General features: G+C 56.9%; 33 protein-coding genes. 30 read left to right on the top strand and 3 right to left on the bottom strand.

The window, feature by feature from the left end:
* The first annotated feature begins 12 nt into the window (after positions 1-12).
* Complete coding sequence (locus tag EE36_RS04355) at positions 13-891, top strand: DMT family transporter (protein ID WP_005849867.1); 879 nt, start codon at positions 13-15, stop codon at positions 889-891.
* Here EE36_RS04355 and EE36_RS04350 read toward each other — a convergent pair.
* Positions 888-1,694: a putative rhamnosyl transferase gene (locus EE36_RS04350; protein WP_005849865.1), complete on the bottom strand. Its 807-nt coding sequence runs from the start codon at positions 1,692-1,694 to the stop codon at positions 888-890. The two genes, EE36_RS04355 and EE36_RS04350, sit on opposite strands and share 4 nt — an antisense overlap.
* 404 nt (positions 1,695-2,098) lie before the next feature.
* Here EE36_RS04350 and rpsL point away from each other — a divergent pair, with 404 nt between their 5' ends.
* From rpsL to rplP, 14 genes are all read left to right on the top strand, one after another.
* Positions 2,099-2,470 carry a 30S ribosomal protein S12 gene (rpsL, locus tag EE36_RS04345; protein ID WP_005849863.1) on the top strand — a complete coding sequence of 124 codons (372 nt, stop codon included), beginning with the start codon at positions 2,099-2,101 and terminating at the stop codon, positions 2,468-2,470.
* 176 nt (positions 2,471-2,646) lie between these two features.
* On the top strand, positions 2,647-3,117 hold the full coding sequence (gene rpsG / locus EE36_RS04340; RefSeq protein ID WP_005849857.1) for a 30S ribosomal protein S7: 471 nt from the start codon (positions 2,647-2,649) through the stop codon (positions 3,115-3,117).
* A gap of 83 nt (positions 3,118-3,200) precedes the next feature.
* Positions 3,201-5,327 carry an elongation factor G gene (fusA, locus tag EE36_RS04335; RefSeq protein WP_005849854.1) on the top strand — a complete coding sequence of 709 codons (2,127 nt, stop codon included), beginning with the start codon at positions 3,201-3,203 and terminating at the stop codon, positions 5,325-5,327.
* 104 nt (positions 5,328-5,431) lie between these two features.
* Positions 5,432-6,607: an elongation factor Tu gene (tuf, locus tag EE36_RS04330; RefSeq protein WP_005849852.1), complete on the top strand. Its 1,176-nt coding sequence runs from the start codon at positions 5,432-5,434 to the stop codon at positions 6,605-6,607.
* Positions 6,608-6,925: 318 nt separating this feature from the next.
* Positions 6,926-7,243 carry a 30S ribosomal protein S10 gene (gene rpsJ, locus EE36_RS04325; protein WP_005849850.1) on the top strand — a complete coding sequence of 106 codons (318 nt, stop codon included), beginning with the start codon at positions 6,926-6,928 and terminating at the stop codon, positions 7,241-7,243.
* 18 nt (positions 7,244-7,261) lie between these two features.
* Positions 7,262-8,104 carry a 50S ribosomal protein L3 gene (gene rplC, locus EE36_RS04320; protein ID WP_005849843.1) on the top strand — a complete coding sequence of 281 codons (843 nt, stop codon included), beginning with the start codon at positions 7,262-7,264 and terminating at the stop codon, positions 8,102-8,104.
* A complete protein-coding gene (gene rplD, locus EE36_RS04315) occupies positions 8,101-8,718 on the top strand; it encodes a 50S ribosomal protein L4 (RefSeq protein WP_005849841.1) in 618 nt (205 codons plus the stop codon). Before rplC ends, rplD begins: the two co-directional genes overlap by 4 nt.
* On the top strand, positions 8,715-9,011 hold the full coding sequence (locus EE36_RS04310; RefSeq protein WP_005849839.1) for a 50S ribosomal protein L23: 297 nt from the start codon (positions 8,715-8,717) through the stop codon (positions 9,009-9,011). Before rplD ends, EE36_RS04310 begins: the two co-directional genes overlap by 4 nt.
* Positions 9,012-9,215: 204 nt before the next feature.
* Positions 9,216-10,091: a DUF1206 domain-containing protein gene (locus tag EE36_RS04305; RefSeq protein ID WP_005849837.1), complete on the top strand. Its 876-nt coding sequence runs from the start codon at positions 9,216-9,218 to the stop codon at positions 10,089-10,091.
* Between the two features lie 272 nt (positions 10,092-10,363).
* Positions 10,364-11,206, top strand: a complete 843-nt coding sequence (rplB, locus tag EE36_RS04300) for a 50S ribosomal protein L2 (protein WP_005849835.1) — start codon at positions 10,364-10,366, stop codon at positions 11,204-11,206.
* 3 nt (positions 11,207-11,209) lie between these two features.
* Complete coding sequence (gene rpsS, locus EE36_RS04295) at positions 11,210-11,488, top strand: 30S ribosomal protein S19 (protein WP_005849833.1); 279 nt, start codon at positions 11,210-11,212, stop codon at positions 11,486-11,488.
* A gap of 3 nt (positions 11,489-11,491) precedes the next feature.
* Complete coding sequence (gene rplV, locus EE36_RS04290) at positions 11,492-11,872, top strand: 50S ribosomal protein L22 (RefSeq protein ID WP_005849831.1); 381 nt, start codon at positions 11,492-11,494, stop codon at positions 11,870-11,872.
* Positions 11,872-12,579: a 30S ribosomal protein S3 gene (rpsC, locus tag EE36_RS04285; RefSeq protein WP_005849830.1), complete on the top strand. Its 708-nt coding sequence runs from the start codon at positions 11,872-11,874 to the stop codon at positions 12,577-12,579. Before rplV ends, rpsC begins: the two co-directional genes overlap by 1 nt.
* A gap of 13 nt (positions 12,580-12,592) precedes the next feature.
* A complete protein-coding gene (rplP, locus tag EE36_RS04280; protein ID WP_005849828.1) occupies positions 12,593-13,006 on the top strand; it encodes a 50S ribosomal protein L16 in 414 nt (137 codons plus the stop codon).
* Positions 13,007-13,099: 93 nt separating this feature from the next.
* On the opposite strand, the gene EE36_RS04275 is transcribed toward rplP, so the two are convergent.
* Positions 13,100-13,564, bottom strand: coding sequence for a hypothetical protein (locus EE36_RS04275; protein WP_005849824.1), 465 nt, complete (start codon positions 13,562-13,564; stop codon positions 13,100-13,102).
* 213 nt (positions 13,565-13,777) lie between these two features.
* Here EE36_RS04275 and EE36_RS04270 point away from each other — a divergent pair, with 213 nt between their 5' ends.
* Positions 13,778-13,990, top strand: coding sequence for a hypothetical protein (locus tag EE36_RS04270; protein ID WP_005849822.1), 213 nt, complete (start codon positions 13,778-13,780; stop codon positions 13,988-13,990).
* Here EE36_RS04270 and EE36_RS04265 read toward each other — a convergent pair.
* Positions 13,987-14,607, bottom strand: a complete 621-nt coding sequence (locus EE36_RS04265; RefSeq protein ID WP_005849820.1) for a TIGR02466 family protein — start codon at positions 14,605-14,607, stop codon at positions 13,987-13,989. The genes EE36_RS04270 and EE36_RS04265 overlap by 4 nt on opposite strands.
* A gap of 161 nt (positions 14,608-14,768) precedes the next feature.
* On the opposite strand from EE36_RS04265, the gene rpmC reads away from it, so the two are divergent.
* From rpmC to EE36_RS04195, 14 genes are all read left to right on the top strand, one after another.
* Positions 14,769-14,975, top strand: a complete 207-nt coding sequence (rpmC, locus tag EE36_RS04260; protein ID WP_005849818.1) for a 50S ribosomal protein L29 — start codon at positions 14,769-14,771, stop codon at positions 14,973-14,975.
* A 15-nt stretch (positions 14,976-14,990) separates the two neighbouring features.
* Entirely contained in the window at positions 14,991-15,230 is a 240-nt protein-coding gene (rpsQ, locus tag EE36_RS04255) for a 30S ribosomal protein S17 (RefSeq protein WP_005849816.1), read from the top strand.
* A 157-nt stretch (positions 15,231-15,387) separates the two neighbouring features.
* Entirely contained in the window at positions 15,388-15,756 is a 369-nt protein-coding gene (gene rplN / locus EE36_RS04250) for a 50S ribosomal protein L14 (protein ID WP_005849814.1), read from the top strand.
* Positions 15,756-16,067, top strand: coding sequence for a 50S ribosomal protein L24 (gene rplX / locus EE36_RS04245; RefSeq protein ID WP_005849812.1), 312 nt, complete (start codon positions 15,756-15,758; stop codon positions 16,065-16,067). Before rplN ends, rplX begins: the two co-directional genes overlap by 1 nt.
* Positions 16,060-16,623 carry a 50S ribosomal protein L5 gene (gene rplE, locus EE36_RS04240; protein WP_005849810.1) on the top strand — a complete coding sequence of 188 codons (564 nt, stop codon included), beginning with the start codon at positions 16,060-16,062 and terminating at the stop codon, positions 16,621-16,623. Before rplX ends, rplE begins: the two co-directional genes overlap by 8 nt.
* A 19-nt stretch (positions 16,624-16,642) precedes the next feature.
* Positions 16,643-16,948, top strand: a complete 306-nt coding sequence (rpsN, locus tag EE36_RS04235) for a 30S ribosomal protein S14 (RefSeq protein WP_005849808.1) — start codon at positions 16,643-16,645, stop codon at positions 16,946-16,948.
* Positions 16,949-16,960: 12 nt separating this feature from the next.
* A complete protein-coding gene (rpsH, locus tag EE36_RS04230) occupies positions 16,961-17,353 on the top strand; it encodes a 30S ribosomal protein S8 (RefSeq protein ID WP_005849806.1) in 393 nt (130 codons plus the stop codon).
* Positions 17,354-17,363: 10 nt separating this feature from the next.
* Positions 17,364-17,897 carry a 50S ribosomal protein L6 gene (rplF, locus tag EE36_RS04225; RefSeq protein ID WP_005849804.1) on the top strand — a complete coding sequence of 178 codons (534 nt, stop codon included), beginning with the start codon at positions 17,364-17,366 and terminating at the stop codon, positions 17,895-17,897.
* A gap of 11 nt (positions 17,898-17,908) precedes the next feature.
* A complete protein-coding gene (rplR, locus tag EE36_RS04220; RefSeq protein ID WP_005849801.1) occupies positions 17,909-18,268 on the top strand; it encodes a 50S ribosomal protein L18 in 360 nt (119 codons plus the stop codon).
* Positions 18,269-18,377: 109 nt separating this feature from the next.
* On the top strand, positions 18,378-18,959 hold the full coding sequence (rpsE, locus tag EE36_RS04215; RefSeq protein WP_005849799.1) for a 30S ribosomal protein S5: 582 nt from the start codon (positions 18,378-18,380) through the stop codon (positions 18,957-18,959).
* Positions 18,960-18,961: 2 nt separating this feature from the next.
* The gene (gene rpmD / locus EE36_RS04210; protein WP_005849797.1) at positions 18,962-19,150 is read left to right on the top strand and encodes a 50S ribosomal protein L30; all 189 of its coding nucleotides are present in this window, start codon (positions 18,962-18,964) and stop codon (positions 19,148-19,150) included.
* Positions 19,151-19,390: 240 nt separating this feature from the next.
* Positions 19,391-19,873 carry a 50S ribosomal protein L15 gene (gene rplO / locus EE36_RS04205; protein WP_005849796.1) on the top strand — a complete coding sequence of 161 codons (483 nt, stop codon included), beginning with the start codon at positions 19,391-19,393 and terminating at the stop codon, positions 19,871-19,873.
* Positions 19,874-19,993: 120 nt separating this feature from the next.
* Positions 19,994-21,358: a preprotein translocase subunit SecY gene (secY, locus tag EE36_RS04200; protein WP_037945112.1), complete on the top strand. Its 1,365-nt coding sequence runs from the start codon at positions 19,994-19,996 to the stop codon at positions 21,356-21,358.
* Positions 21,355-22,002 (top strand): adenylate kinase, encoded by a 648-nt coding sequence (locus EE36_RS04195; protein ID WP_037965940.1) that lies wholly within the window; start codon positions 21,355-21,357, stop codon positions 22,000-22,002. Before secY ends, EE36_RS04195 begins: the two co-directional genes overlap by 4 nt.
* Positions 22,003-22,051: the final 49 nt, after the last annotated feature.

Here is a 22,051-nt window from a genome sequence, read left to right as displayed (position 1 = left end):
GAAAGCCACCCGATGTCGCCAAACCTTGCCGGAGCACTTTTCATGATGGGCTCTATGGCGGCCTTTGTGTTGAACGACACGATGACCAAAACCACGGGCGGGGCCGTGCCTCTGTTCCAGCTGCTGTTCTTGCGCGGTGTGATCTCTATCTCGTTGATCGTGATGCTATGGGGGCGGCTCGGCCCGATGCACCTGCGTCTTAGCCGGCGCGATTGGAAACTGGTCGCAATCCGGTCTGGTGCCGAAGTCGGGGCGAGCTTTTTCTTTGTGACCGCGTTGTTCAATATGCCCTTGGCGAACCTTAGCGCTATTCTGCAATCCCTGCCGCTGACGGTGACTTTGGGCGCGGCGCTGGTCTATCGCGAAAAGGTCGGCTGGCGGCGCTTCTCTGCGATCCTTGTGGGGTTTTTTGGCGTGATGCTGATCGTCAAGCCGGGCACCGAGGGCTTCAACATCTGGTCGATCTACGCGCTGATCGCGGTGTTCTTTGTCACTGTGCGCGACCTCAGCACCCGCCGCCTGTCGAAAGAGGTGCCGTCGATGACCGTGACCTTCGCCGCTGTGCTGGCCGTGACGGGGTTTTCGACCTTCGCGCAGTTCACCACGCCGTGGGCTCCGGTCTCTTCCGCGCATTGGATCGCCATTACGGCGGCCGCGGTCTTTGTGCTGATGGGGTATTATTTCAGCGTGCAGACGATGCGGGTAGGCGACGTATCGTTCATCGCGCCGTTCCGCTACACAGGTCTGATCTGGGCGTTGATCCTCGGGTGGCTGGTGTTCGGTGACTGGCCGGTGCCGTCAACGCTCGCTGGGGCATCTATCGTCGCTGCGACGGGGCTGTTCACACTCTACCGTGAACGCATCACTACCCGCCCGTTGCCGCCGCTTTAACCTTTGGCAAAGACGCGGCGCACAGTGTCGATGTCGATGGAAAAGCGGTCCTTGAACAGGATCTCTTCCTCGGGGCTGAGTGGGGATAGGTCGACCGCCCGTGCATTCTTTTGGCGTGAATCGTTAAATCCATTGTGGCCGCGGACATACATTGCAGGGTCGGGAAAGCTCAGCGCAGGCATGAAGCGGGGCAGCTTGTCATGGGCAAAGTTCATGATCGTAAGTGGACACCCCGCGTTCACGAACATTGCCAACGCCGCGGTGTAGAACGGCCGGAACGACGGGGTCGCCGTGATACCATCCGCGCCGAACTCGGCCACGTAGCCCTTGTTCCAGTCAAGCGCGACGGATTTGTGCTGGACCAGTAGCGGGGCGGCGTCATCAACAGCTTTACGCAACTTGGCCACGAAATCGACTGCAATCGCGTCGTCGTCATCAAAGCGGAATTGCACACAGGGTTCAGAGCGCGCGTGGCGGGCCTTGTTCAGAATTTCCTTCATCACCTCGCGGTGCGGGCGCGGCGGCTCTACCACAATCCGCGCTTGGGGCAGGGGGGCGAGCAAGGCCTTTAGCCGTTCCATATGGATACGGGGAAAGCGATCGCCGACCAGCACGATCATTTCGAAATCCGGGTCTGTTTGCGCCATCAGGCAGGGCAGCGCGACGGTTTCGAACAGGCGGAACCTTTCCTCAAGCCGCGCGGGATCATAAAGGTAGGCGATACGATCAGCGGTGGTGTCATGCCCGACCTGAAACCCGCCAAGCGCCGGATAGGAAAAGCGGCATAGCCCAAGTACCTGCATCGTGATCCGCCCTGTCCGAATAATGTGGCATAAATATGCGCGGTAGCCGGGGTATCTTGCAAGGCGGAATACCCGTTTGGCGTGCCATGGGCGGCTTGGGGGCGGGGGCTGTTGACAGCGTGGACGACTCTGCCTATACGCCCCTTATCTCGGATGCGGGGGTCGCCCTGCTTTGCCGACATCATATCTACTGTGGTCACGATCCGGTCTACTGCTGACTCGATCCTCTGTTACCCCACCGCTTCGTTTTCCTCGGTACGGGAACGCTGCGGTGATTTTGCTTTGCGCCAGTGGTGTAGGGCGAAAGATAGGCTTCGTGGACGTGCGAAGTGACCGAATTTGAAACCGCAATGGGGTCCGCCCCGCTGCACCACTTATGTGAGCTAAACGGGGATAAAACCGGAATGCCAACGATCCAACAGCTGATCCGCAAACCGCGCCAGCCTAAAATCAAACGTTCGAAATCCATGCACCTGCAAGAATGCCCGCAAAAGCGCGGCGTTTGTACACGTGTTTACACCACCACACCTAAGAAGCCGAACTCGGCCATGCGTAAGGTTGCCAAAGTGCGCCTGACCAACGGTTTCGAAGTCATCAGCTACATCCCGGGTGAATCGCACAACCTGCAAGAACACTCCGTTGTTCTGATCCGCGGCGGCCGTGTAAAAGACCTTCCCGGTGTGCGCTACCACATCCTGCGCGGTGTTCTCGATACGCAAGGCGTTAAAGACCGTAAGCAGCGTCGCTCCAAATATGGTGCAAAGAAGCCAAAGTAATTTGGGTCGGTTTGGGGTCGCGCATCGCGGATACACGATGCCGGATCCCGCCGCCCGCCATGTTTTCCCGTAAGGGAGTGAGCCGAGTAAGACTGAGCGCCGGGCGATCGGGGTGCAATATGCACCAGACGCACTGGACCAAACCTGCCTCGGCAACTGACAATTAGGAGCTTTAAATGTCACGTCGTCACGCCGCTGAAAAACGCGAAGTACTGCCAGACGCCAAGTACGGTGATCTGGTTCTCACCAAATTCATGAACAACCTGATGATCGACGGTAAGAAGTCGGTTGCGGAGCGTATCGTTTACAACGCGATGAACCGTGTTGAAGACAAAATCAAACGCGCGCCCATCGAAGTCTTCCACGAAGCGCTGGACAACATCAAGCCGTCCGTCGAAGTGCGTTCGCGCCGCGTTGGTGGTGCCACCTATCAGGTTCCTGTCGAAGTGCGCCCCGAGCGTCGCGAAGCACTGGCGATCCGCTGGTTGATCAAAGCGTCCCGCGCCCGCAACGAGAACACCATGGAAGAGCGCCTTGCCGGTGAGCTTCTGGACGCTGTTCAATCGCGCGGTACTGCTGTTAAGAAGCGCGAAGACACCCACAAGATGGCCGACGCGAACAAAGCGTTCAGCCACTACCGCTGGTAATTCGGGCGGCATAAGCCGTTCCCGTCGCGTCCCACCCCGGGGCGCGATTTATCCGTTTCAGATATATTCGAGGAAGCAGCCCAATGGCACGCGACTATCCGCTCTCACGCTACCGCAATTTCGGCATCATGGCCCACATCGACGCAGGCAAAACAACCTGCTCCGAACGGATCCTGTTTTACACTGGTAAGTCCCACAACATCGGCGAAGTGCACGACGGTGCCGCCACGATGGACTGGATGGAGCAGGAGCAGGAACGCGGTATTACAATTACCTCCGCTGCGACGACAACTTTCTGGCAGCGCCAGGAAGAGCCAACAGCCGACGCGACATCCGACACCAAGTACCGGATGAACATCATCGACACCCCCGGCCACGTTGACTTCACCATCGAAGTTGAACGTTCGCTGGCCGTTCTTGACGGCGCGGTTGCTGTTCTTGACGCCAACGCCGGTGTTGAGCCCCAGACCGAAACCGTTTGGCGCCAAGCGGACCGCTACAAGGTTCCACGCATCGTTTTCGTCAACAAAATGGACAAAATCGGCGCTGACTTCTTCAACTGCGTGAAGATGATCAAAGACCGTACCGGTGCGACACCTGCGCCGATCCAAATCCCGATCGGTGCCGAAACCGAGCTGGAAGGCATGATCGATCTGGTTACCATGAAAGAATGGGTCTGGGCCGGTGAAGATCTTGGCGCGAGCTGGGAACAACGCGAAATCCGTGCCGAGTTGAAAGACCTGGCCGACGAATGGCGCGCGCATCTGATCGAGACTGCGGTCGAGATGGATGACGAAGCCATGGAAAACTACCTGATGGACGGCGCAGAGCCTGACGTTGACACCCTGCGCGGTCTGATCCGTAAAGGGACACTGGCGATCAAGTTCATCCCCGTACTCTGCGGCTCCGCGTTCAAAAACAAAGGTGTTCAGCCTCTGTTGAACGCTGTTATCGACTATCTGCCATCCCCGATGGACGTTGTTGACTACATGGGCTTCAAACCAGGCGACGAGACAGAGACCCGTAACATCGCACGCCGTGCGGATGACGACATGGCCTTCTCCGGTCTGGCGTTCAAAATCATGAACGACCCCTTTGTTGGCTCGCTGACCTTTACCCGCATCTACTCCGGTGTGCTGAACAAGGGCGACACGCTCTTGAACTCCACCAAAGGTAAGAAAGAGCGCGTCGGTCGTATGATGATGATGCACTCCAACGATCGTGAAGAAATTCAAGAAGCGTTCGCGGGCGACATCATCGCGCTGGCAGGTCTGAAAGACACAACAACCGGTGACACGCTTTGCGCCGTCAACGACCCTGTTGTTCTTGAAACAATGACCTTCCCAGATCCGGTTATCGAAATCGCGGTTGAGCCTAAAACCAAGGCTGACCAAGAGAAGATGTCCACCGGTCTGGCGCGTCTGGCTGCAGAAGACCCCTCCTTCCGCGTTGAAACGGATCTGGAATCCGGCCAGACCATCATGAAGGGCATGGGCGAACTTCACCTCGACATTCTGGTGGACCGTCTGCGTCGTGAATTCAAAGTTGAAGCGAACATCGGTGCGCCTCAGGTTGCCTACCGGGAGACCATCTCGCGCGAAGCAGAAATCACCTACACCCACAAGAAACAGTCCGGTGGTTCCGGTCAGTTCGCCGAGGTGAAGATGATCCTGATGCCAACCGAGCCAGGCGAAGGCTATTCCTTCGAGAGCCGCATCGTTGGTGGTGCCGTTCCGAAAGAATACATCCCGGGCGTCGAAAAAGGGATCAACTCGGTCATGGACTCCGGTCCTTTGGCGGGCTTCCCGGTCATCGACTTCAAGGTTGCTCTGATCGACGGTAAATTCCACGACGTTGACTCCAGCGTTCTGGCGTTTGAAATCGCGGCCCGTATGGGTATGCGCGAAGGCATGCGCAAAGCTGGTGCGAAACTGCTCGAACCGATCATGAAGGTCGAAGTTATCACCCCTGAGGACTACACAGGCGGGATCATCGGCGATCTGACATCGCGTCGCGGTCAGGTTCAGGGTCAGGACACACGCGGGAACGCAATCGCGATCGACGCACAGGTGCCGCTGGCCAACATGTTCGGCTACATCAACACGCTGCGTTCGATGTCGTCGGGTCGTGCGAACTTCACCATGCAGTTCTCGCACTACGAACCTGTTCCGCAGAACATCTCTGACGAGATCCAAGCGAAATTCGCGTAACTGGCGCGTTGCAATAACTGGGACGGCGGGGATAACCCCGCCCTACCCAAACCGTAGGGTGGGTGTTCAACCCACCGCCCAATTTGAAAACCAAGGAGGCCACCATGGCTAAGGCAAAGTTTGAACGTAATAAACCACACGTTAACATCGGTACCATTGGTCACGTTGACCACGGCAAAACCACGTTGACCGCGGCGATCACCAAGTACTTCGGCGACTTCCGCGCCTATGACCAGATTGACGGCGCGCCCGAAGAAAAAGCACGTGGCATCACCATCTCGACCGCACACGTTGAGTATGAGACCGAAGGTCGTCACTACGCCCACGTCGACTGCCCAGGCCACGCTGACTATGTGAAAAACATGATCACCGGTGCGGCGCAGATGGACGGCGCGATCCTGGTTGTGAACGCTGCTGATGGCCCCATGCCACAGACCCGCGAGCACATCCTGCTGGGCCGTCAGGTCGGCATTCCCGCCATGGTTGTCTACATGAACAAAGTAGACCAGGTGGACGATGAAGAGCTGCTGGAACTGGTTGAAATGGAAATCCGCGAACTGCTGTCTTCCTACGACTACCCAGGCGACGACATCCCTGTGATCCCAGGTTCCGCTCTGGCGGCGATGGAAGGCCGTGACGAGAACATCGGCGAGAACTCCATCCGCAAGCTGATGGAAGAAGTCGACAACTACATCCCGACACCAGAGCGCGCTGTTGACCAGCCGTTCCTGATGCCTGTGGAAGACGTCTTCTCGATCTCCGGTCGTGGTACAGTTGTGACCGGCCGTGTTGAGCGTGGCGTGATCAACGTTGGCGACGAAATCGAAATCGTCGGCATCCGCGACACAAAGAAAACCACATGTACCGGCGTTGAAATGTTCCGCAAACTGCTGGACCGTGGGGAAGCTGGCGACAACATCGGCGCCCTGCTGCGCGGTATCGACCGTGAAGGCGTTGAGCGTGGTCAGGTTCTGTGTAAGCCAGGTTCGGTTAAGCCGCACACCAAGTTCACAGCCGAAGCCTATATCCTCACCAAGGAAGAGGGTGGCCGTCACACGCCGTTCTTCGCGAACTACCGTCCACAGTTCTACTTCCGGACCACAGACGTCACCGGTACCGTTCAGCTGCCAGAAGGCACTGAAATGGTTATGCCTGGCGACAACCTGCAGTTCGACGTCGAGCTGATCGCCCCCATCGCGATGGAAGACGGTCTGCGCTTCGCGATCCGCGAAGGCGGTCGTACCGTTGGCGCGGGCGTGGTTTCCAAAATCACCGAGTAAGCCAACCCGCGGGTCACCCCGCGCACCGGCAACAAGACGAAGGCCGCTCCCAATCGGGGCGGCCTTTTTCGTTGTGTGGGGGCGGCGGTGCTGGCTATGACACGATTGTTTTGATCGCGGATGGCGGTCGTACTGGGCGGATTCGAACGAAACCTCGGATTCCCCCCTTGCCACATGGCGCGACTCGACCTATAGAGCGCAAGTCTCAGCGGGGTGCGTTTTTACGCGCCCCGTTTGATTTACGACAAAACGCAATGAAGGGCCGTGATGAGGCGTCTCTTCCTCTTCGTTTCTACTCCCAATGAGGGATGATGACATATGGCACAAAGCCAAAATATCCGCATCCGTTTGAAGGCGTTCGATTACCGCGTGCTGGATGCGTCCACACAGGAAATCGTTAACACCGCCAAGCGTACCGGTGCATCTGTTCGCGGCCCAATCCCGCTGCCGAACAAGATCGAAAAATTCACAGTTCTGCGTGGCCCACACGTTGACAAGAAATCCCGTGACCAGTTCGAAATCCGCACGCACAAGCGTCTGCTGGATATCGTTGATCCGACCCCCCAGACCGTGGACGCGCTGATGAAGCTCGACCTGGCCGCTGGTGTGGACGTCGAGATCAAGCTGCAGTCATAAGCGTAGGAGGGTAATAATATGTTGCGCTCAGGCGTTATTGCAAAAAAGATGGGCATGACCCGTTTGTTCATGGAAGACGGTAAGCAGATCCCTGTGACCGTTCTTCAGCTCGACAAACTGCAGGTCGTGGCTCAGCGTACCCCCGAGAAGGACGGCTACACAGCTGTTCAGCTTGGTGCCGGTACAGCCAAGGCCAAGCGGACGTCGCAGGCCATGCGTGGTCACTTTGCTGCGGCAAAGGTTGAACCCAAGCGTAAGGTTGCGGAGTTCCGTGTGGACCCCGAAGCCATGTTGAACGTTGGCGAAGAAATCATCGCCGATCACTACTTTGCTGGTCAGTATGTTGACGTTGCAGGCACCTCCATCGGTAAAGGTTTTGCCGGTGCGATGAAACGCCACAACTTTGGCGGTCTGCGTGCGACACACGGTGTTTCGATCTCTCACCGTTCGCATGGTTCGACAGGTCAGTGTCAGGATCCAGGCAAGGTTTTCAAAGGCAAGAAAATGGCCGGTCACATGGGTGCTGCCCGTGTTACCACGCAGAACCTCGAAGTTGTCAAAACCGACAGCGCACGCGGTCTGATCATGGTCAAAGGTGCCGTACCAGGCTCCAAAGGTGGTTGGGTGACTGTTAAGGACGCGGTGAAAAAGCCGTTCCCAGCAGACGCGATCCTGCCTGCCGCTTTGAAATCCGCCGCTGACGAAGCCGCGAAAGCCGCTGAAGAAGCCGCAGCAGCAGCCGCTGCAGAGGCCGAAGCAGAAGCAGCACGCTTGGCAGAAGAGCAAGCAGCGACCGAAGCTGCCGCACTTGCCGAAGCCGAAGCATCCATTGAGTCGGACAAGAAGGAAGGTGACGAATGAAACTTGATGTCATCAAACTCGACGGCGGCGCAGCCGGTTCGGTAGACTTGGACGAGGCCCTGTTCGGTCTTGAACCACGCGCCGACATTCTGCACCGTGTTGTCCGCTGGCAGCGTAACAACGCGCAGCAGGGTACGCACAAGGTCAAGACACGGTCCGAGGTCAGCTATTCGACCAAGAAGATCTATCGTCAGAAAGGCACCGGCGGCGCACGCCACGGCGCACGTTCTGCACCGATCTTCCGTTCGGGTGGTATCTACAAGGGTCCAACCCCTCGTAGCCACGGCCACGACCTGACCAAGAAGTTCCGCAAACTGGGTCTGCGCCACGCTTTGTCTTCCAAGGCAAAAACCGGCAACCTGGTCATCATCGACGATGTAACATCCGATGGGAAAACAGCTGCTTTGGCCAAACAGGTTAAGAACCTGGGCTGGAAACGCGCGTTGATCATCGACGGTGCCTCGGTAAATGAGAACTTCTTGCAAGCCGCGCGCAACATCGAAGGTCTGGATATCCTGCCGACGATGGGTGCAAACGTCTATGACATCCTCAAGCGTGACACTCTCGTGATCACCAAAGCGGGGATCGAAGCACTGGAGGCCCGTTTGAAATGAGCGCCAAGCACGAACATTACGATGTGATCCGCAAGCCGATCATCACTGAAAAAGCGACAATGGCTTCCGAGCACAATGCAGTCGTTTTCGAAGTTGCGATCGACAGCAACAAGCCAATGATCAAAGAAGCTGTTGAAGCTCTCTTTGGTGTCAAGGTGAAGGCCGTGAACACGACCATCACCAAAGGCAAGGCAAAGCGTTTCCGTGGCCAGATGGGTCGCCGGAAAGACGTGAAAAAGGCTTACGTTACGCTCGAAGAAGGTAACTCCATCGACGTATCCACCGGTCTGTAAGTCAGCCTGGACGTAAAAGTTAAAGGGCCCCTCGCTGCAAGGCGGGGGGCCTTTTCCGTTTTCAGGGCGGTGGTGCCTGAATGATACCCGCTGCGCATGTCGCGCGGGAACCTGCCGACCTACGGCGCGTTGACCTTGCACATCACGTCAAAGGAATGGCCCCGCTGAATGGTGGCCGGCTTTGCCCGAAGGGATAGCGCCACTATGTCGATCAACTCCGTCCAGTCCACCCGATCAGAGATACTGTCTGATAATGACCCCGACGATTTCGCCTGGGCCGTGCCGATCATGCGGACGGGGTATGCCGGGCGCGGATTGGTTTACCTTGTCGTGGCCGGGCTGTCGCTCTGGTCCGTTGTATCTGGTGGTCAGGCCGAGGGCACCAAGTCGACGCTGCAGTCGTTAGACGGCGCGACGGGGGTTGCAGTGATTTTTGCGATCGCCACGGGCATGTTCGCCTATGCGATCTGGCGCGCAGTTGATAGCTTTTGGGATCTTGAGGCATATGGCAGCGGGGCCAAGGGCATCGTTGCGCGGTTCGGGATGCTGGTCACAGGCCTGATCCACGGTGCCATCGGTGCGCTGGCTGTGACGGTGCTGGGGGTGGCGTCGTCTGGCTCTAGCAGCAAGGAGCTGCTGAACCAGTTCCTGCAGACCACAGCGGGCGTGTGGGTCGTGGGCGGGATCGGTCTGGCGACGATGGGCACGGGGTTCTACTATTTCTACAAGGCCGCGTCGCAGTCGTATCGCGAACATTTGGAAGCGAACCACTTTACCCTGCATTGGAATCCGCTGTTGCGTATCGGCGTGGCTGCGCAGGGTGTCGTGGTGCTGATCATCGGTGGTTTGATCGCCTATGCCGCGATAAGCGCCAATGCATCAAATGCTGGCGGCATTGATGCGGCGTTTGAATGGTTGCACCAGCAGGCCTACGGGCGCGTGCTGGTTGGGCTGCTCTGTGCCGGATTGCTGATGTTTTCGCTGTTCTGCTTTGTGAATGCGGTCTACCGTATTGTACCTAAGGCTGCCGACCCGTCGGTTGAAAGCGTCGCGCGCAAGGTCAAGGCAATGGCGTCCTGAAGGGCGCCGCGTAGGTCTACGTCGGGTTTTCGAGACTATTCCCGAACGCTCCCTTGACCCTCGGCTGATCCTCCCCTAAACGACCCCATCGGCAGTGCCCCGGATTCGTCCGGGGCTGTGTCGTTTTGCGCATGGGTGAGTTCTAGCCAAGCGCGAGGTTGGGCAAAGGGGTTCTTTGTCTGGCATTTCAAATTGGGGACCTTCGGGGCCCTACAACCATCTCGGCACCATCACGACGGGGCCGGGGACAAGCAAAACGGAAGACAGAGAACATGGCACTCAAGTCGTACAAACCGACGACGCCAGGCCAGCGTGGGCTGGTACTGATCGACCGTTCGGAGCTTTGGAAAGGCCGCCCGGTCAAATCCCTTACACAGGGTTTGACCAAATCTGGCGGTCGGAACAACACCGGACGGATCACAATGCGTCGCACAGGCGGTGGGGCAAAGCGCCTTTACCGTATCGTCGATTTCAAGCGCAACAAGCTGGACATGTCCGCGGTTGTCGCTCGCATCGAATATGACCCTAACCGGACCGCATTCATCGCACTGATCCAGTACGAAGACGGCGAACAGGCTTACATCCTGGCCCCACAGCGTATCGCTGTTGGCGACAAGGTGATTTCCTCGGCCAAGGCCGACATCAAGCCTGGGAACGCTATGCCATTTTCGGGCATGCCAATCGGTACAATCGTTCACAACATCGAAATGAAGCCAGGCAAAGGCGGCCAGATCGCACGCGCCGCCGGTACCTACGCACAGTTCGTAGGCCGTGATGGTGGATACGCTCAGATCCGTTTGTCCTCGGGCGAACTGCGTCTGGTGCGTCAGGAATGCATGGCCACCGTTGGTGCCGTGTCCAACCCTGACAACTCCAACCAGAACTACGGTAAAGCGGGCCGCATGCGTCACAAGGGTATCCGCCCTTCGGTACGTGGTGTTGTTATGAACCCGATCGACCACCCTCACGGTGGTGGTGAAGGCCGTACATCGGGTGGTCGTCACCCTGTTACGCCTTGGGGCAAGCCCACAAAGGGTGCAAAAACCCGCAACAAGAACAAAGCGTCCAGCAAGCTTATCCTACGCTCGCGCCACGCCAAGAAGAAGGGGCGTTAATAGATGTCTCGTTCAGTATGGAAAGGTCCTTTTGTTGACTCTTATGTCCTCAAGAAGGCCGAAGCCTCCCGCGAAAGCGGTCGCAGCGAAGTGATCAAAATCTGGTCGCGCCGTTCCACGATCCTGCCACAGTTTGTTGGCCTGACGTTCGGCGTGTACAACGGTCACAAGCATATCCCAGTAAACGTCAGCGAAGAAATGATCGGTCAGAAGTTTGGTGAGTATTCGCCAACTCGCACCTATTATGGTCACGCAGCTGACAAAAAAGCGAAGCGGAAATAAGCCATGAGCAAGGATAAAAATCCCCGCCGCGTGGCTGACAACGAAGCCCGTGCAAAACTGCGCATGCTTCGCACAAGCCCGCAGAAACTGAACCTCGTCGCCGCGATGATCCGTGGCAAGAAGGTAGACAAGGCCCTGACGGACCTGACCTTCTCGAAAAAGCGGATCGCACAGGACGTGAAGAAATGCCTTCAGTCCGCCATCGCGAACGGCGAAAACAACCACAACCTTGACGTGGATGAACTGGTCGTTGCCGAAGCATATGTCGGCAAGAACCTGATCATGAAGCGTGGTCGTCCACGTGCGCGTGGCCGTTTCGGCAAGATCATCAAGCCGTTTTCGGAAATCACGATTGTCGTGCGTCAAGTTGAGGAGCAAGCCTGATGGGTAACAAAGTAAATCCGATCGGTATGCGTCTTCAGGTCAACCGCACCTGGGACAGCCGCTGGTACGCCGATACGAAGGACTATGGTGATCTTCTGCTCGAAGACCTCGCCATCCGTGACTTCATCAAGAAAGAATGTGCACAGGCCGGTATCGCCCGTGTGATCATCGAACGCCCACACAAGAAGTGCCGCGTCACGATCCACACAGCGCGCCCCGGTGTGATCATCGGCAAGAAAGGTGCAGACATCGAAGGTCTGCGTCAGAAAATCGCCAAGATCACCAAATCTGACCTGCACCTCAACATCGTTGAAGTGCGCAAGCCAGAGCTGGACGCAGCCCTTGTTGGTGAATCCATCGCACAGCAGCTGGAACGCCGGGTCTCTTTCCGTCGCGCCATGAAGCGTGCGGTACAGAACGCCATGCGTATGGGTGCCCTGGGTATCCGTGTGAACGTTGCTGGTCGTCTGGGTGGTGCAGAAATCGCGCGTACCGAATGGTACCGTGAAGGCCGCGTGCCGCTCCACACTCTGCGTGCCGACATCGATTACGCGCATGTTGAAGCGTCGACCGCTTACGGCATCATCGGGATCAAAACCTGGATCTTCAAAGGCGAGATCATGGAACATGACCCGGCTGCTCGTGACCGCAAGGCACAAGAAATGCAAGACGGCCCAGCACCACGCGGTGCCGGCGGTCGTCGCTAAGGGGGAATGAAAGATGCTACAACCAAAGCGTACTAAATTCCGCAAGCAGCACAAAGGCCGTATCAAAGGTGTGGCAAAGGGCGGGTCTGACCTGAACTTTGGTACCTACGGTCTGAAGGCTCTCGAGCCCGAGCGTGTAACTGCACGTCAGATCGAAGCTGCTCGTCGTGCCATGACGCGTCACATGAAGCGTCAAGGCCGTGTCTGGATCCGTATTTTCCCGGATGTTCCTGTCACCGCAAAGCCCATCGAAGTTCGTATGGGTAAAGGTAAAGGTTCCGTGGATCGTTGGGTCTGCAAGGTCAAACCAGGCCGTGTTATGTTCGAAATCGACGGTGTCGCCGAGGACGTTGCACAAGAGGCTCTGCGTCTTGCCGCGATGAAGCTGCCTATCAAAACCCGCGTCGTTGTACGCGAAGATTGGTAAGACCTTCGCTTCGACACATGTCGGAGGAATGAATAGAAAAGCCCCCGCTGAGACATCAGCGGGGGCTTTTGTTTTTGTCGGTTGGTGCGGGGTTTAGGTAAACAGCTTGGCGGGGCGGCGCGCCAGTTTTTGCCAGACCATCGCGATGACAATGGTCATGCCCACATGTCCCACGAAGGATGACTGCGTGTAGGTGCCAAAACCCATCATGAAGCTACGCCCCATCAGCGGTGCCAAAATGCCTTGGGCGACAAACCACAAGATGACGCCGGCCAGGGCACCCGCGCCAATATAGCCGAGCTGTGTCATCCGCTTGGTCAGATAGACCACCGCTGCAAATCCTAACGCGCCAATCAGGAAGTGGACGGCGAAGGCCGCGCCGTAAGTCAGGTCCAGGCCCAAAAGCTTTTTGCTTAGCCCGATGACCAGGTTCGCGGGCTCTAGCTTGACGCCGAACAGGACGGGAGAGGCGAGCCATGCGTAGGCCTCGAATGTGAGTTCGCCGACCAGACCGGCAAGGGCAAGGGTGGGCAGGGGGATTTGGTTTGGGGTATCCACGTGGGGCTTCCTTATGTGCGCATCGTTTACGGTAACGGGGTCGAGATGGCACCGGGACACATGCAATCCTAGTCACAAGCTGCTGAACCCGCGGTGACGTGATCCAGCCCGCGATTTTTGAAACATTAATGCATGATGAATAAGCGGCGGCAGGGTCTAGCCAGTGCAAGGCGTGGCGCATAGGCTCGGGCTAACCTGCCTATAGGAGCTGACATGAAACATGTGCCCAAGCCCACCACCGACGAAGACCTGATCAAAGCGTTTCTTGAGAAGGGGGGTACGATCAAAAAGGGCAAGACCAAGCCGATGCCGGATGATCTGGGGCTTAGCAATAATCAGTGGGGCAATAAGCTGACCAAAGAGGAAAAGGCCGCAATCAAAGAGCAAGAGGCGGCGCGCAAGGCAACCCCGCCCAAACGTGGTTAACCCCAGGCGTAGTTGAACGAGACCGAGATGCGATCGTCTTCGGACATGTTCATCGGCACTTCGTGCCGCAGCCAGCTTTCCCAAAGCAGCACGTCACCGACGACGGGTTCTGCATAGACGAACTGGCGCAGCTCCCGCGGGGCGTCTTTCTTGCGACCGGGGGCAGCCATCATCATCGGCAGCCGCGGATCTTCGAGCTTCAGCGCGCTCGTGCCTTCGGGCATCGCCACATAGGTCGTGCCGGAGATCACCGAATGGGGATGGATATGCGCCGTATGGATACCGCCTTCGGGTAGGATGTTAATCCAGAGATCTTCCAGCTTGAGCTTGCGCCCGTCCAGATCAAACGCCAGTTCCTTTGCAAAAGCCTTGACGTGTTTATCCAGCGCTTTCTTCACCGTCTTGAAGATCGGGAAGCGCCACGGCAGATCGGTGAGCGATGCATAGCTGGTGTAGCCTGGGAAATCATGTTCCTCGCACCATTCCTGCCCGGCCTCGTCATCCTCGGCGATGGACAGGCACGCGGCCTCCAGCTCGGCCGGATCAACGGGTTGACCGTGCTCGGACAGGGTGGCGCGGTAAAGACGGGTGACGAAAAGGGATTCGATCTGTGACATAGGGCCGTTCTATATCAGCCTGTTCTGGGTGGCGATACGGTTTTATAGAAAGCTTGCTTGCCAAACAGGGGTAGGGCCTGTAGAGGAACCTTTCACATGAACTCCACCAGAATCATGGTCACCCATAAGGGGCCTACTGGTGATGTCGAAAGGAAGAGGCGATGAACGCCAAAGAACTGCACGACAAGACGCCGGATCAACTCCGCGATGAGCTTGTTAACCTGAAAAAAGAATCCTTCAACCTGCGTTTTCAGCAAGCCACAGGCCAGCTGGAAAACTCCGCACGTTTGAAGACCGTTAAGCGTGACGTCGCACGTGTCAAAACCGTTCTGAACCAGAAAGCCGCTGCCGCGGCATCTGCTGAATAATAGGAGCCTGAGAGTATGCCCAAACGTATCCTGACAGGCACCGTGACAAGCGATGCCAACGCACAGACAGTAACCGTTTCCGTAGAGCGTCGCTTTACGCACCCGGTTCTGAAGAAAACCATCCGTAAGTCCAAAAAATACCGGGCGCACGATGAGAACAACACATTCAAAGTGGGCGACGCTGTTCGCATCATCGAATGTGCACCAAAGTCGAAAACCAAACGTTGGGAAGTGCTGCAAGCCGCTGAGGCTTAAGGTACTGCTCGCTCGGGCCTGAGGTCCTTGTTTCCCTTGACTCTGAGGGCGGCAAGGCCCAAATGCACGAGCGAGATGCCCATTTCGGGCGGACCAATATAATCGAAACCCTGGGGTTAGGGCACGCATCGCCCCCCAGAAGGTCGGGAGAAACCAAATGATCCAGATGCAGACCAACCTGGATGTTGCTGACAACAGCGGCGCGCGCCGTGTTCAGTGCATCAAGGTATTGGGTGGTTCCAAGCGTAAATACGCATCCGTCGGCGACATCATTGTCGTGTCGGTCAAGGAAGCCATCCCTCGCGGTCGTGTGAAAAAAGGTGACGTGCGTAAAGCCGTCGTCGTTCGCACTGCCAAGGAAGTTCGTCGTGAAGATGGCACAGCCATCCGTTTCGATCGTAACGCCGCCGTCATCCTGAACAACTCGAATGAACCTGTAGGTACACGTATCTTCGGGCCAGTTGTTCGTGAGCTGCGCGCCAAAAACTTCATGAAGATTATCTCGCTTGCGCCGGAGGTGCTGTAATGGCTGCTAAACTTCGCAAAGGTGACAAAGTCATCGTGCTTGCTGGCAAGGACAAGGGCAAGACGGGTTCCATCTCGTCCGTTGACCCAAAGGCCAACAAAGCAATCGTAGATGGTATCAACATGGCAATCCGCGCCACGCGTCAGTCCCAGACGTCGCAAGGCGGCCGTATTCCCAAAGCGATGCCCATCGATCTGAGCAACCTGGCGCTGGTTGATGCCAACGGCAAAGCAACCCGCGTTGGCTTTAAAATCGAAGGCGACAAGAAAGTGCGCTTTGCAAAAACCACGGGGGACGTGATCGATGCTTGATAACGCAACATACACACCCCGCCTGAAGGGCGAATACGCGGACAAAATCCGCGCTGCTCTGAAGGAAGAGTTCGGTTACAAGAACGAAATGCAGATTCCGCGTCTGGATAAAATCGTTCTGAACATCGGCTGTGGTGCAGAAGCTGTTCGTGACAGCAAGAAAGCCAAATCCGCACAGGAAGACCTGACAACAATCGCCGGCCAAAAAGCGCTGACAACTGTTGCCAAGAAATCCATCGCTGGTTTCCGCGTACGTGAAGACATGCCTTTGGGTGCGAAAGTGACCCTGCGTGGCGAGCGTATGTACGAATTCCTGGATCGTCTGATCACGATCGCAATGCCTCGTATCCGCGACTTCCGCGGCATCAACGGCAACAGCTTTGACGGCCGTGGCAACTACGCCATGGGCTTGAAAGAGCACATCGTGTTCCCCGAAATCGACTTTGATAAAGTTGATGAAACTTGGGGAATGGACATCGTGATCGCCACCACGGCGAAAACCGACGCTGAAGCGAAGGCACTGTTGAAAGCGTTCAACATGCCCTTCACATCGTAAGCGCGGGGAGGATTTAGATATGGCTAAGAAATCCATGATCGAGCGCGAAAAGAAGCGCGAAGCACTGGTCAAGAAGTACGCTGCCAAGCGCGCTGCCTTGAAAGAGATCGTAAGCGACGAATCCAAGCCGATGGAAGAGCGTTTCCGCGCCTCCCTGAAGCTGGCAAAACTGCCTCGCAACTCCAGCGCTGTGCGTCTGCACAACCGCTGCCAGCTGACAGGCCGTCCACACGCTTACTACCGTAAACTGAAAATTTCGCGGATCGCGCTGCGGGACCTTGGCTCTTCGGGCCAAATCCCCGGCATGGTCAAGTCGAGCTGGTAAGGAGCGCATCAGATGAACGATCCTATCGCAGATATGCTGACACGCATCCGTAACTCTTCGCTGCGCGGCAAATCCACTGTCATGACACCTGCTTCCAAGCTGCGTGCATGGGTTCTGGACGTGCTTGCAGACGAAGGCTACATCCGTGGCTACGAAGCAAAAACGGGCGCCGATGGCCACCCCGCGATTGAAATCAGCCTCAAGTACTACGAGGGCGAACCTGTTATTCGCGAGCTGAAGCGGGTTTCCAAGCCCGGTCGCCGCGTCTACATGGGCGTCAATGACATTCCCGTTGTCCGTCAGGGCCTTGGTGTGTCGATTGTCTCCACCCCCAAGGGTGTGATGTCGGATCAGAATGCACGCAGCCAGAACGTTGGCGGCGAAGTGCTCTGCACCGTATTCTAAGGAGAGCAAAATGTCTCGTATTGGTAAAAAACCGGTCGACCTGCCAAGCGGTGTTACAGCATCCGTGAGCGGCCAGACCATCGAAGTCAAAGGCCCCAAGGGAACACGTTCCTTCAAGGCAACTGACGACGTTACATTGGCTGTCGAAGACAACGTGGTCACCATCACACCACGCGGCAAATCCAAGCGCGCACGCCAGCAGTGGGGCATGAGCCGCACTATGGTGAGCAACCTGGTTGCCGGCGTCACCGAAGGCTTCAAAAAAGAGCTTGAGATCCAGGGTGTTGGTTATCGTGCTGCCATGAACGGCAACACGCTGAAACTGAACCTGGGCCTGTCCCACGATGTTGACTATGTGGCACCCGAAGGTGTGACAGTCACAGCCCCGAAACAGACCGAGATTGTGGTAGAAGGCATTGACGAACAGCTTGTTGGTCAGGTCGCTGCGAACATCCGCGCATGGCGCAAGCCCGAGCCCTACAAGGGCAAAGGCATCCGCTATAAGGGTGAGTTCGTCTTCCGCAAAGAAGGCAAGAAGAAGTAAGGATCGCACAGATGGCAAACAGCAAAAGACAACTGTTTCTGAAACGCCGCCTGCGCGTTCGGAACAAACTTCGCCGGGTCAACGCAGGGCGTCTTCGCCTCTCCGTTCACCGCTCGAACAAAAACATCAGCGCCCAGCTGATCGACGACGTAAACGGGGTCACATTGGCTTCCGCGTCCTCGATGGAAAAAGACTTGGGCGTTGTTGGCAAGAACAACATCGAAGCAGCGACCAAGGTTGGTTCGGCAATCGCCGAGCGTGCCAAGAAGGCCGGTGTAAGCGAAGCATATTTTGACCGTGGCGGTTTCCTGTTCCACGGCAAGATCAAAGCTTTGGCCGATGCAGCCCGTGAAGGCGGTCTGAAAATCTAAGCGAACGTAGGCGGCGCGGGTCTCGCGCCGCCTCGATGATCCGGGGGCTTTGCCCACTTGGATTGACTCTATGACGCGCGCAAGCGCAGCACCAAAAGGATGATGCCGCATGGCAAGAGATGACAACCGGGGTGGCAACCGCCGCAACCAACGCGACGAGACACCCGAATTCGCCGACCGCCTAGTGGCGATCAACCGCGTTTCCAAAACCGTTAAGGGTGGTAAGCGCTTTGGCTTCGCTGCACTTGTCGTTGTTGGCGACCAAAAGGGCCGCGTAGGCTTCGGCAAAGGTAAAGCGAAAGAGGTTCCAGAAGCCATTCGCAAAGCCACCGAGCAAGCTAAGCGCCAAATGATCCGCGTTCAGCTGCGCGAAGGCCGCACTTTGCACCACGACATGGAAGGCCGTCACGGCGCCGGTCGCGTTGTAATGCGCACAGCACCAGAAGGTACCGGGATCATCGCCGGTGGTCCAATGCGTGCGGTATTCGAAATGCTGGGTGTTAAGGACGTTGTATCGAAGTCCATCGGGACTCAGAACCCTTACAACATGATCCGTGCCACCATGGACGGCCTGAAAAAAGAATCTTCGCCACGTGCTGTTGCTCAGCGTCGCGGCAAGAAAGTTGCAGACATTCTGCCCAAGCGTGAGGACAATGTTGAATCGTCCGCACAAGTCGCTGAGGAGGCATAAGCATGGCTAAGACGATCGTAATCAAGCAGGTTGGCTCGCCAATCCGCCGCCCCGCCGACCAGCGCGCTACGTTGATTGGTCTGGGTCTGAATAAAATGCACCGTGTGCGTGAACTGGAAGACACACCTTCCGTTCGCGGCATGATCCGCAAGATTTCTCACATGGTTGAGATCATCGAAGAAAAAGGCTGAACGCTTTCCTAGAAAGCTAGAGACTTTATAATGGTCTTGCTGCTCGGTATCGACGCCCCGTGGGAAACTACGGGGCGTTTTCATTTGTCTCGGGCACCTGGGAGTTGGGGCAGGGCTTGAAACCTTCAGGCCTCCCGTCTATACGCCCCCAGTGGCGACCAATCCGCCACAAGAATCATGCAACGCCGCGTTTGGCCGCTCCCGTCGCTGGGGGCCACATCCGGCAAAAGGAGAAGCGACATGAAACTTCATGAACTGTCTGACAACGAAGGCGCCACCAAGAAACGCAAGCGCGTAGGCCGTGGTCCTGGTTCCGGCACCGGTAAAATGGGTGGCCGTGGTATCAAAGGTCAGAAATCCCGTTCGGGTGTATCGATCAACGGTTACGAAGGCGGTCAAATGCCCTTGTACCAACGTCTTCCAAAGCGCGGCTTCACCAAGCCAAACCGGAAGTCCTATGCCGTTGTGAACCTGGGCCTGATCCAGAAATTCATCGACGCCAAAAAGATCGACGCCTCCGCTGCGATCACCGAGGACGCCCTGATTTCCTCCGGTCTGGTCCGTCGCAAGTTGGACGGTATCCGCGTTCTGGCCAAAGGCGATTTCAACGCCAAGGTTGAACTGCAGGTATCCGGTGCATCCAAATCCGCGGTTGAAGCCGTAGAAAAAGCGGGCGGCAAACTGACCGTCACAGCACCTGCCGCGGCAAACGCAGACGCGTAACCCGACCTTTTGCCTTGTGAGCGGGACGCGTCCCGCTTACATAGTCAATCGAGTTTTCCCAAATGCCGCCCGCCGGAAAACGGCTTGGGCGGCGTTTTTGCAAAGAAAGAGCCCTATATCATGGTATCAGCCGTCGAAAGCATGGCCGCCAACACCAGTTGGTCCGCGTTGGGCAAGGCGACAGACCTGCGCAACCGGATTCTATTCACTCTGGGGTTGTTGATCGTTTATCGCCTTGGCACGTTCATTCCGGTTCCCGGGATCGACGGCACCGCCCTGCGCCAGTTTATGGAAAGCGCGGGTCAAGGTATCGGCGGCATGGTTTCCATGTTCACCGGCGGCGCACTTGGCCGTATGGGGATCTTTGCCTTGGGTATCATGCCCTACATCTCTGCATCGATCATCGTTCAGCTGATGACCTCGATGGTGCCCGCGCTTGAGCAGCTCAAGAAAGAGGGCGAGCAGGGGCGCAAGAAGATCAACCAATACACCCGCTTCGGTACGGTGGCTCTGGCGACGCTCCAGGCCTATGGCCTGGCTGTCTCCCTTGAGGCTGGCGATATCGCCGCTGATCCGGGCATGTATTTCCGCATCGCTTGTATGATCACGCTGGTCGGTGGCACGATGTTCCTGATGTGGCTGGGTGAGCAGATCACCGCACGCGGCATCGGTAACGGTATCTCGCTGATCATCTTTGTTGGCATCATCGCCGAGGTTCCTGCCGCGATTGCGCAGTTCTTCTCTTCGGGTCGTTCTGGTGCGATCAGCCCCGCGATTATCGTTGGCGTGCTGGTTATGGTTATCGCGACGATCATGTTCGTCGTCTTTATGGAACGCGCCTTGCGCAAGATCCACATCCAGTACCCGCGCCGTCAGGTTGGGCAAAAGATGTACGATGGCGGTTCTTCGCACCTGCCGGTCAAGGTGAACCCCGCCGGTGTTATCCCTGCGATCTTTGCCAGCTCTTTGCTGCTGCTGCCGGTCACGATCAGCACATTCTCGGGCAATTCTACCGGTCCGGTGATGTCGGTTCTGCTGGCCAACTTCGGCCCGGGCCAGCCGCTGTACCTGCTGTTCTTTGTCGCGATGATCGTCTTCTTTGCGTATTTCTACACGTTCAACGTCAGCTTCAAACCTGACGAGGTTGCAGACAATCTGAAGAACCAGAACGGTTTCGTCCCCGGCATCCGCCCCGGTAAGAAAACCGCCGAGTATTTGGAATATGTGGTGAACCGCATTCTGGTGCTCGGGTCGCTTTACCTCGCGGCTGTTTGTATTCTGCCCGAAATCCTGCGTGGCCAGTTTGCGATCCCGTTCTACTTTGGCGGTACGTCGGTGCTGATTGTTGTGTCCGTGACCATGGACACGATCCAGCAGGTACAAAGCCATTTGCTTGCACATCAGTATGAAGGTCTGCTTGAACGTTCCCAGTTGCGCGGTAAGTCTGGCAAACCACGGAAAAAACGGAGCCCGGTACGTCGATGAACATTATTCTCTTAGGACCACCCGGAGCGGGTAAAGGTACACAAGCGCGTCATCTGGTTGAGACACGCAATATGGTGCAACTTTCCACCGGTGACATGCTGCGTGAAGCCAAAGACAGCGGGACAGAGATGGGCAACATGGTTGCCGATGTCATGGCGCGCGGTGATTTGGTGACCGACGAGATCGTGATCGGCCTGATCCGCGAAAAGCTGGAAGACACCACTGACCACGGCGGTTTCATTTTTGACGGTTTCCCACGCACGCTGGCGCAGGCCACCGCGCTTGGTGAGCTGCTGGAGGCGACAGGCAAGCCGTTGGATCACGTGATCCAGTTGGGCGTGGATGACGAGGCGCTGGTCGCGCGTATCTCTGGTCGGTCCACCTGCGGCAACTGTGGCGAAGTCTATCACGACGTGACCAAGCCTCAGCCCGCCGACGGTAAGTGTGAGAAGTGCGGCGCGTCTGACTTCAAGCGCCGCGCAGACGATAACGAGGAAAGCCTCCGCAATCGTTTGATGGAATACTACAAGAAGACATCGCCGCTGTTGGGCTATTACTACGCCCACAACATGCTCACGCGGGTTGACGGTCTGGCGGACATTAAAGAGGTACAGGACAGCATCGCCAAGGTTCTGGACGCTTAATCCAACCTTACGACCGATAGGCAACGGCGCGCTTTTCAAAGCACGCCGT

Origin of the sequence: Sulfitobacter sp. EE-36 (assembly GCF_000152605.1) — a bacterium.
In the GTDB taxonomy this organism is placed as follows: Bacteria; Pseudomonadota; Alphaproteobacteria; order Rhodobacterales; family Rhodobacteraceae; genus Sulfitobacter; species Sulfitobacter pontiacus.
Note: the sequence above shows the minus strand (reverse complement) of the source record. Positions and strands in the feature narration are given on the sequence as shown.

What these genes read in the sequence shown, in the direction of transcription:
- rplX (WP_005849812.1), top strand. Translation starts at nt 15,756, where the DNA reads ATGGCTGCTAAACTTCGCAAAGGTGACAAAGTCATCGTGCTTGCTGGC.
- EE36_RS04270 (WP_005849822.1), top strand. Translation starts at nt 13,778, where the DNA reads ATGAAACATGTGCCCAAGCCCACCACCGACGAAGACCTGATCAAAGCG.
- rpsG (WP_005849857.1), top strand. Translation starts at nt 2,647, where the DNA reads ATGTCACGTCGTCACGCCGCTGAAAAACGCGAAGTACTGCCAGACGCC.
- rpsS (WP_005849833.1), top strand. Translation starts at nt 11,210, where the DNA reads ATGTCTCGTTCAGTATGGAAAGGTCCTTTTGTTGACTCTTATGTCCTC.
- rplF (WP_005849804.1), top strand. Translation starts at nt 17,364, where the DNA reads ATGTCTCGTATTGGTAAAAAACCGGTCGACCTGCCAAGCGGTGTTACA.
- rpsH (WP_005849806.1), top strand. Translation starts at nt 16,961, where the DNA reads ATGAACGATCCTATCGCAGATATGCTGACACGCATCCGTAACTCTTCG.
- rplB (WP_005849835.1), top strand. Translation starts at nt 10,364, where the DNA reads ATGGCACTCAAGTCGTACAAACCGACGACGCCAGGCCAGCGTGGGCTG.
- EE36_RS04350 (WP_005849865.1), bottom strand. Translation starts at nt 1,694, where the DNA reads ATGCAGGTACTTGGGCTATGCCGCTTTTCCTATCCGGCGCTTGGCGGG.
- rpmD (WP_005849797.1), top strand. Translation starts at nt 18,962, where the DNA reads ATGGCTAAGACGATCGTAATCAAGCAGGTTGGCTCGCCAATCCGCCGC.
- tuf (WP_005849852.1), top strand. Translation starts at nt 5,432, where the DNA reads ATGGCTAAGGCAAAGTTTGAACGTAATAAACCACACGTTAACATCGGT.
- secY (WP_037945112.1), top strand. Translation starts at nt 19,994, where the DNA reads ATGGTATCAGCCGTCGAAAGCATGGCCGCCAACACCAGTTGGTCCGCG.
- EE36_RS04355 (WP_005849867.1), top strand. Translation starts at nt 13, where the DNA reads ATGTCGCCAAACCTTGCCGGAGCACTTTTCATGATGGGCTCTATGGCG.
- rplD (WP_005849841.1), top strand. Translation starts at nt 8,101, where the DNA reads ATGAAACTTGATGTCATCAAACTCGACGGCGGCGCAGCCGGTTCGGTA.
- EE36_RS04310 (WP_005849839.1), top strand. Translation starts at nt 8,715, where the DNA reads ATGAGCGCCAAGCACGAACATTACGATGTGATCCGCAAGCCGATCATC.
- EE36_RS04265 (WP_005849820.1), bottom strand. Translation starts at nt 14,607, where the DNA reads ATGTCACAGATCGAATCCCTTTTCGTCACCCGTCTTTACCGCGCCACC.
- rplN (WP_005849814.1), top strand. Translation starts at nt 15,388, where the DNA reads ATGATCCAGATGCAGACCAACCTGGATGTTGCTGACAACAGCGGCGCG.
- rplR (WP_005849801.1), top strand. Translation starts at nt 17,909, where the DNA reads ATGGCAAACAGCAAAAGACAACTGTTTCTGAAACGCCGCCTGCGCGTT.
- rplC (WP_005849843.1), top strand. Translation starts at nt 7,262, where the DNA reads ATGTTGCGCTCAGGCGTTATTGCAAAAAAGATGGGCATGACCCGTTTG.
- rplE (WP_005849810.1), top strand. Translation starts at nt 16,060, where the DNA reads ATGCTTGATAACGCAACATACACACCCCGCCTGAAGGGCGAATACGCG.
- rpsE (WP_005849799.1), top strand. Translation starts at nt 18,378, where the DNA reads ATGGCAAGAGATGACAACCGGGGTGGCAACCGCCGCAACCAACGCGAC.
- rplP (WP_005849828.1), top strand. Translation starts at nt 12,593, where the DNA reads ATGCTACAACCAAAGCGTACTAAATTCCGCAAGCAGCACAAAGGCCGT.
- rpsL (WP_005849863.1), top strand. Translation starts at nt 2,099, where the DNA reads ATGCCAACGATCCAACAGCTGATCCGCAAACCGCGCCAGCCTAAAATC.
- rpmC (WP_005849818.1), top strand. Translation starts at nt 14,769, where the DNA reads ATGAACGCCAAAGAACTGCACGACAAGACGCCGGATCAACTCCGCGAT.
- rplV (WP_005849831.1), top strand. Translation starts at nt 11,492, where the DNA reads ATGAGCAAGGATAAAAATCCCCGCCGCGTGGCTGACAACGAAGCCCGT.
- fusA (WP_005849854.1), top strand. Translation starts at nt 3,201, where the DNA reads ATGGCACGCGACTATCCGCTCTCACGCTACCGCAATTTCGGCATCATG.
- rpsJ (WP_005849850.1), top strand. Translation starts at nt 6,926, where the DNA reads ATGGCACAAAGCCAAAATATCCGCATCCGTTTGAAGGCGTTCGATTAC.
- rpsC (WP_005849830.1), top strand. Translation starts at nt 11,872, where the DNA reads ATGGGTAACAAAGTAAATCCGATCGGTATGCGTCTTCAGGTCAACCGC.
- EE36_RS04195 (WP_037965940.1), top strand. Translation starts at nt 21,355, where the DNA reads ATGAACATTATTCTCTTAGGACCACCCGGAGCGGGTAAAGGTACACAA.
- EE36_RS04305 (WP_005849837.1), top strand. Translation starts at nt 9,216, where the DNA reads ATGTCGATCAACTCCGTCCAGTCCACCCGATCAGAGATACTGTCTGAT.
- rpsN (WP_005849808.1), top strand. Translation starts at nt 16,643, where the DNA reads ATGGCTAAGAAATCCATGATCGAGCGCGAAAAGAAGCGCGAAGCACTG.
- rplO (WP_005849796.1), top strand. Translation starts at nt 19,391, where the DNA reads ATGAAACTTCATGAACTGTCTGACAACGAAGGCGCCACCAAGAAACGC.
- rpsQ (WP_005849816.1), top strand. Translation starts at nt 14,991, where the DNA reads ATGCCCAAACGTATCCTGACAGGCACCGTGACAAGCGATGCCAACGCA.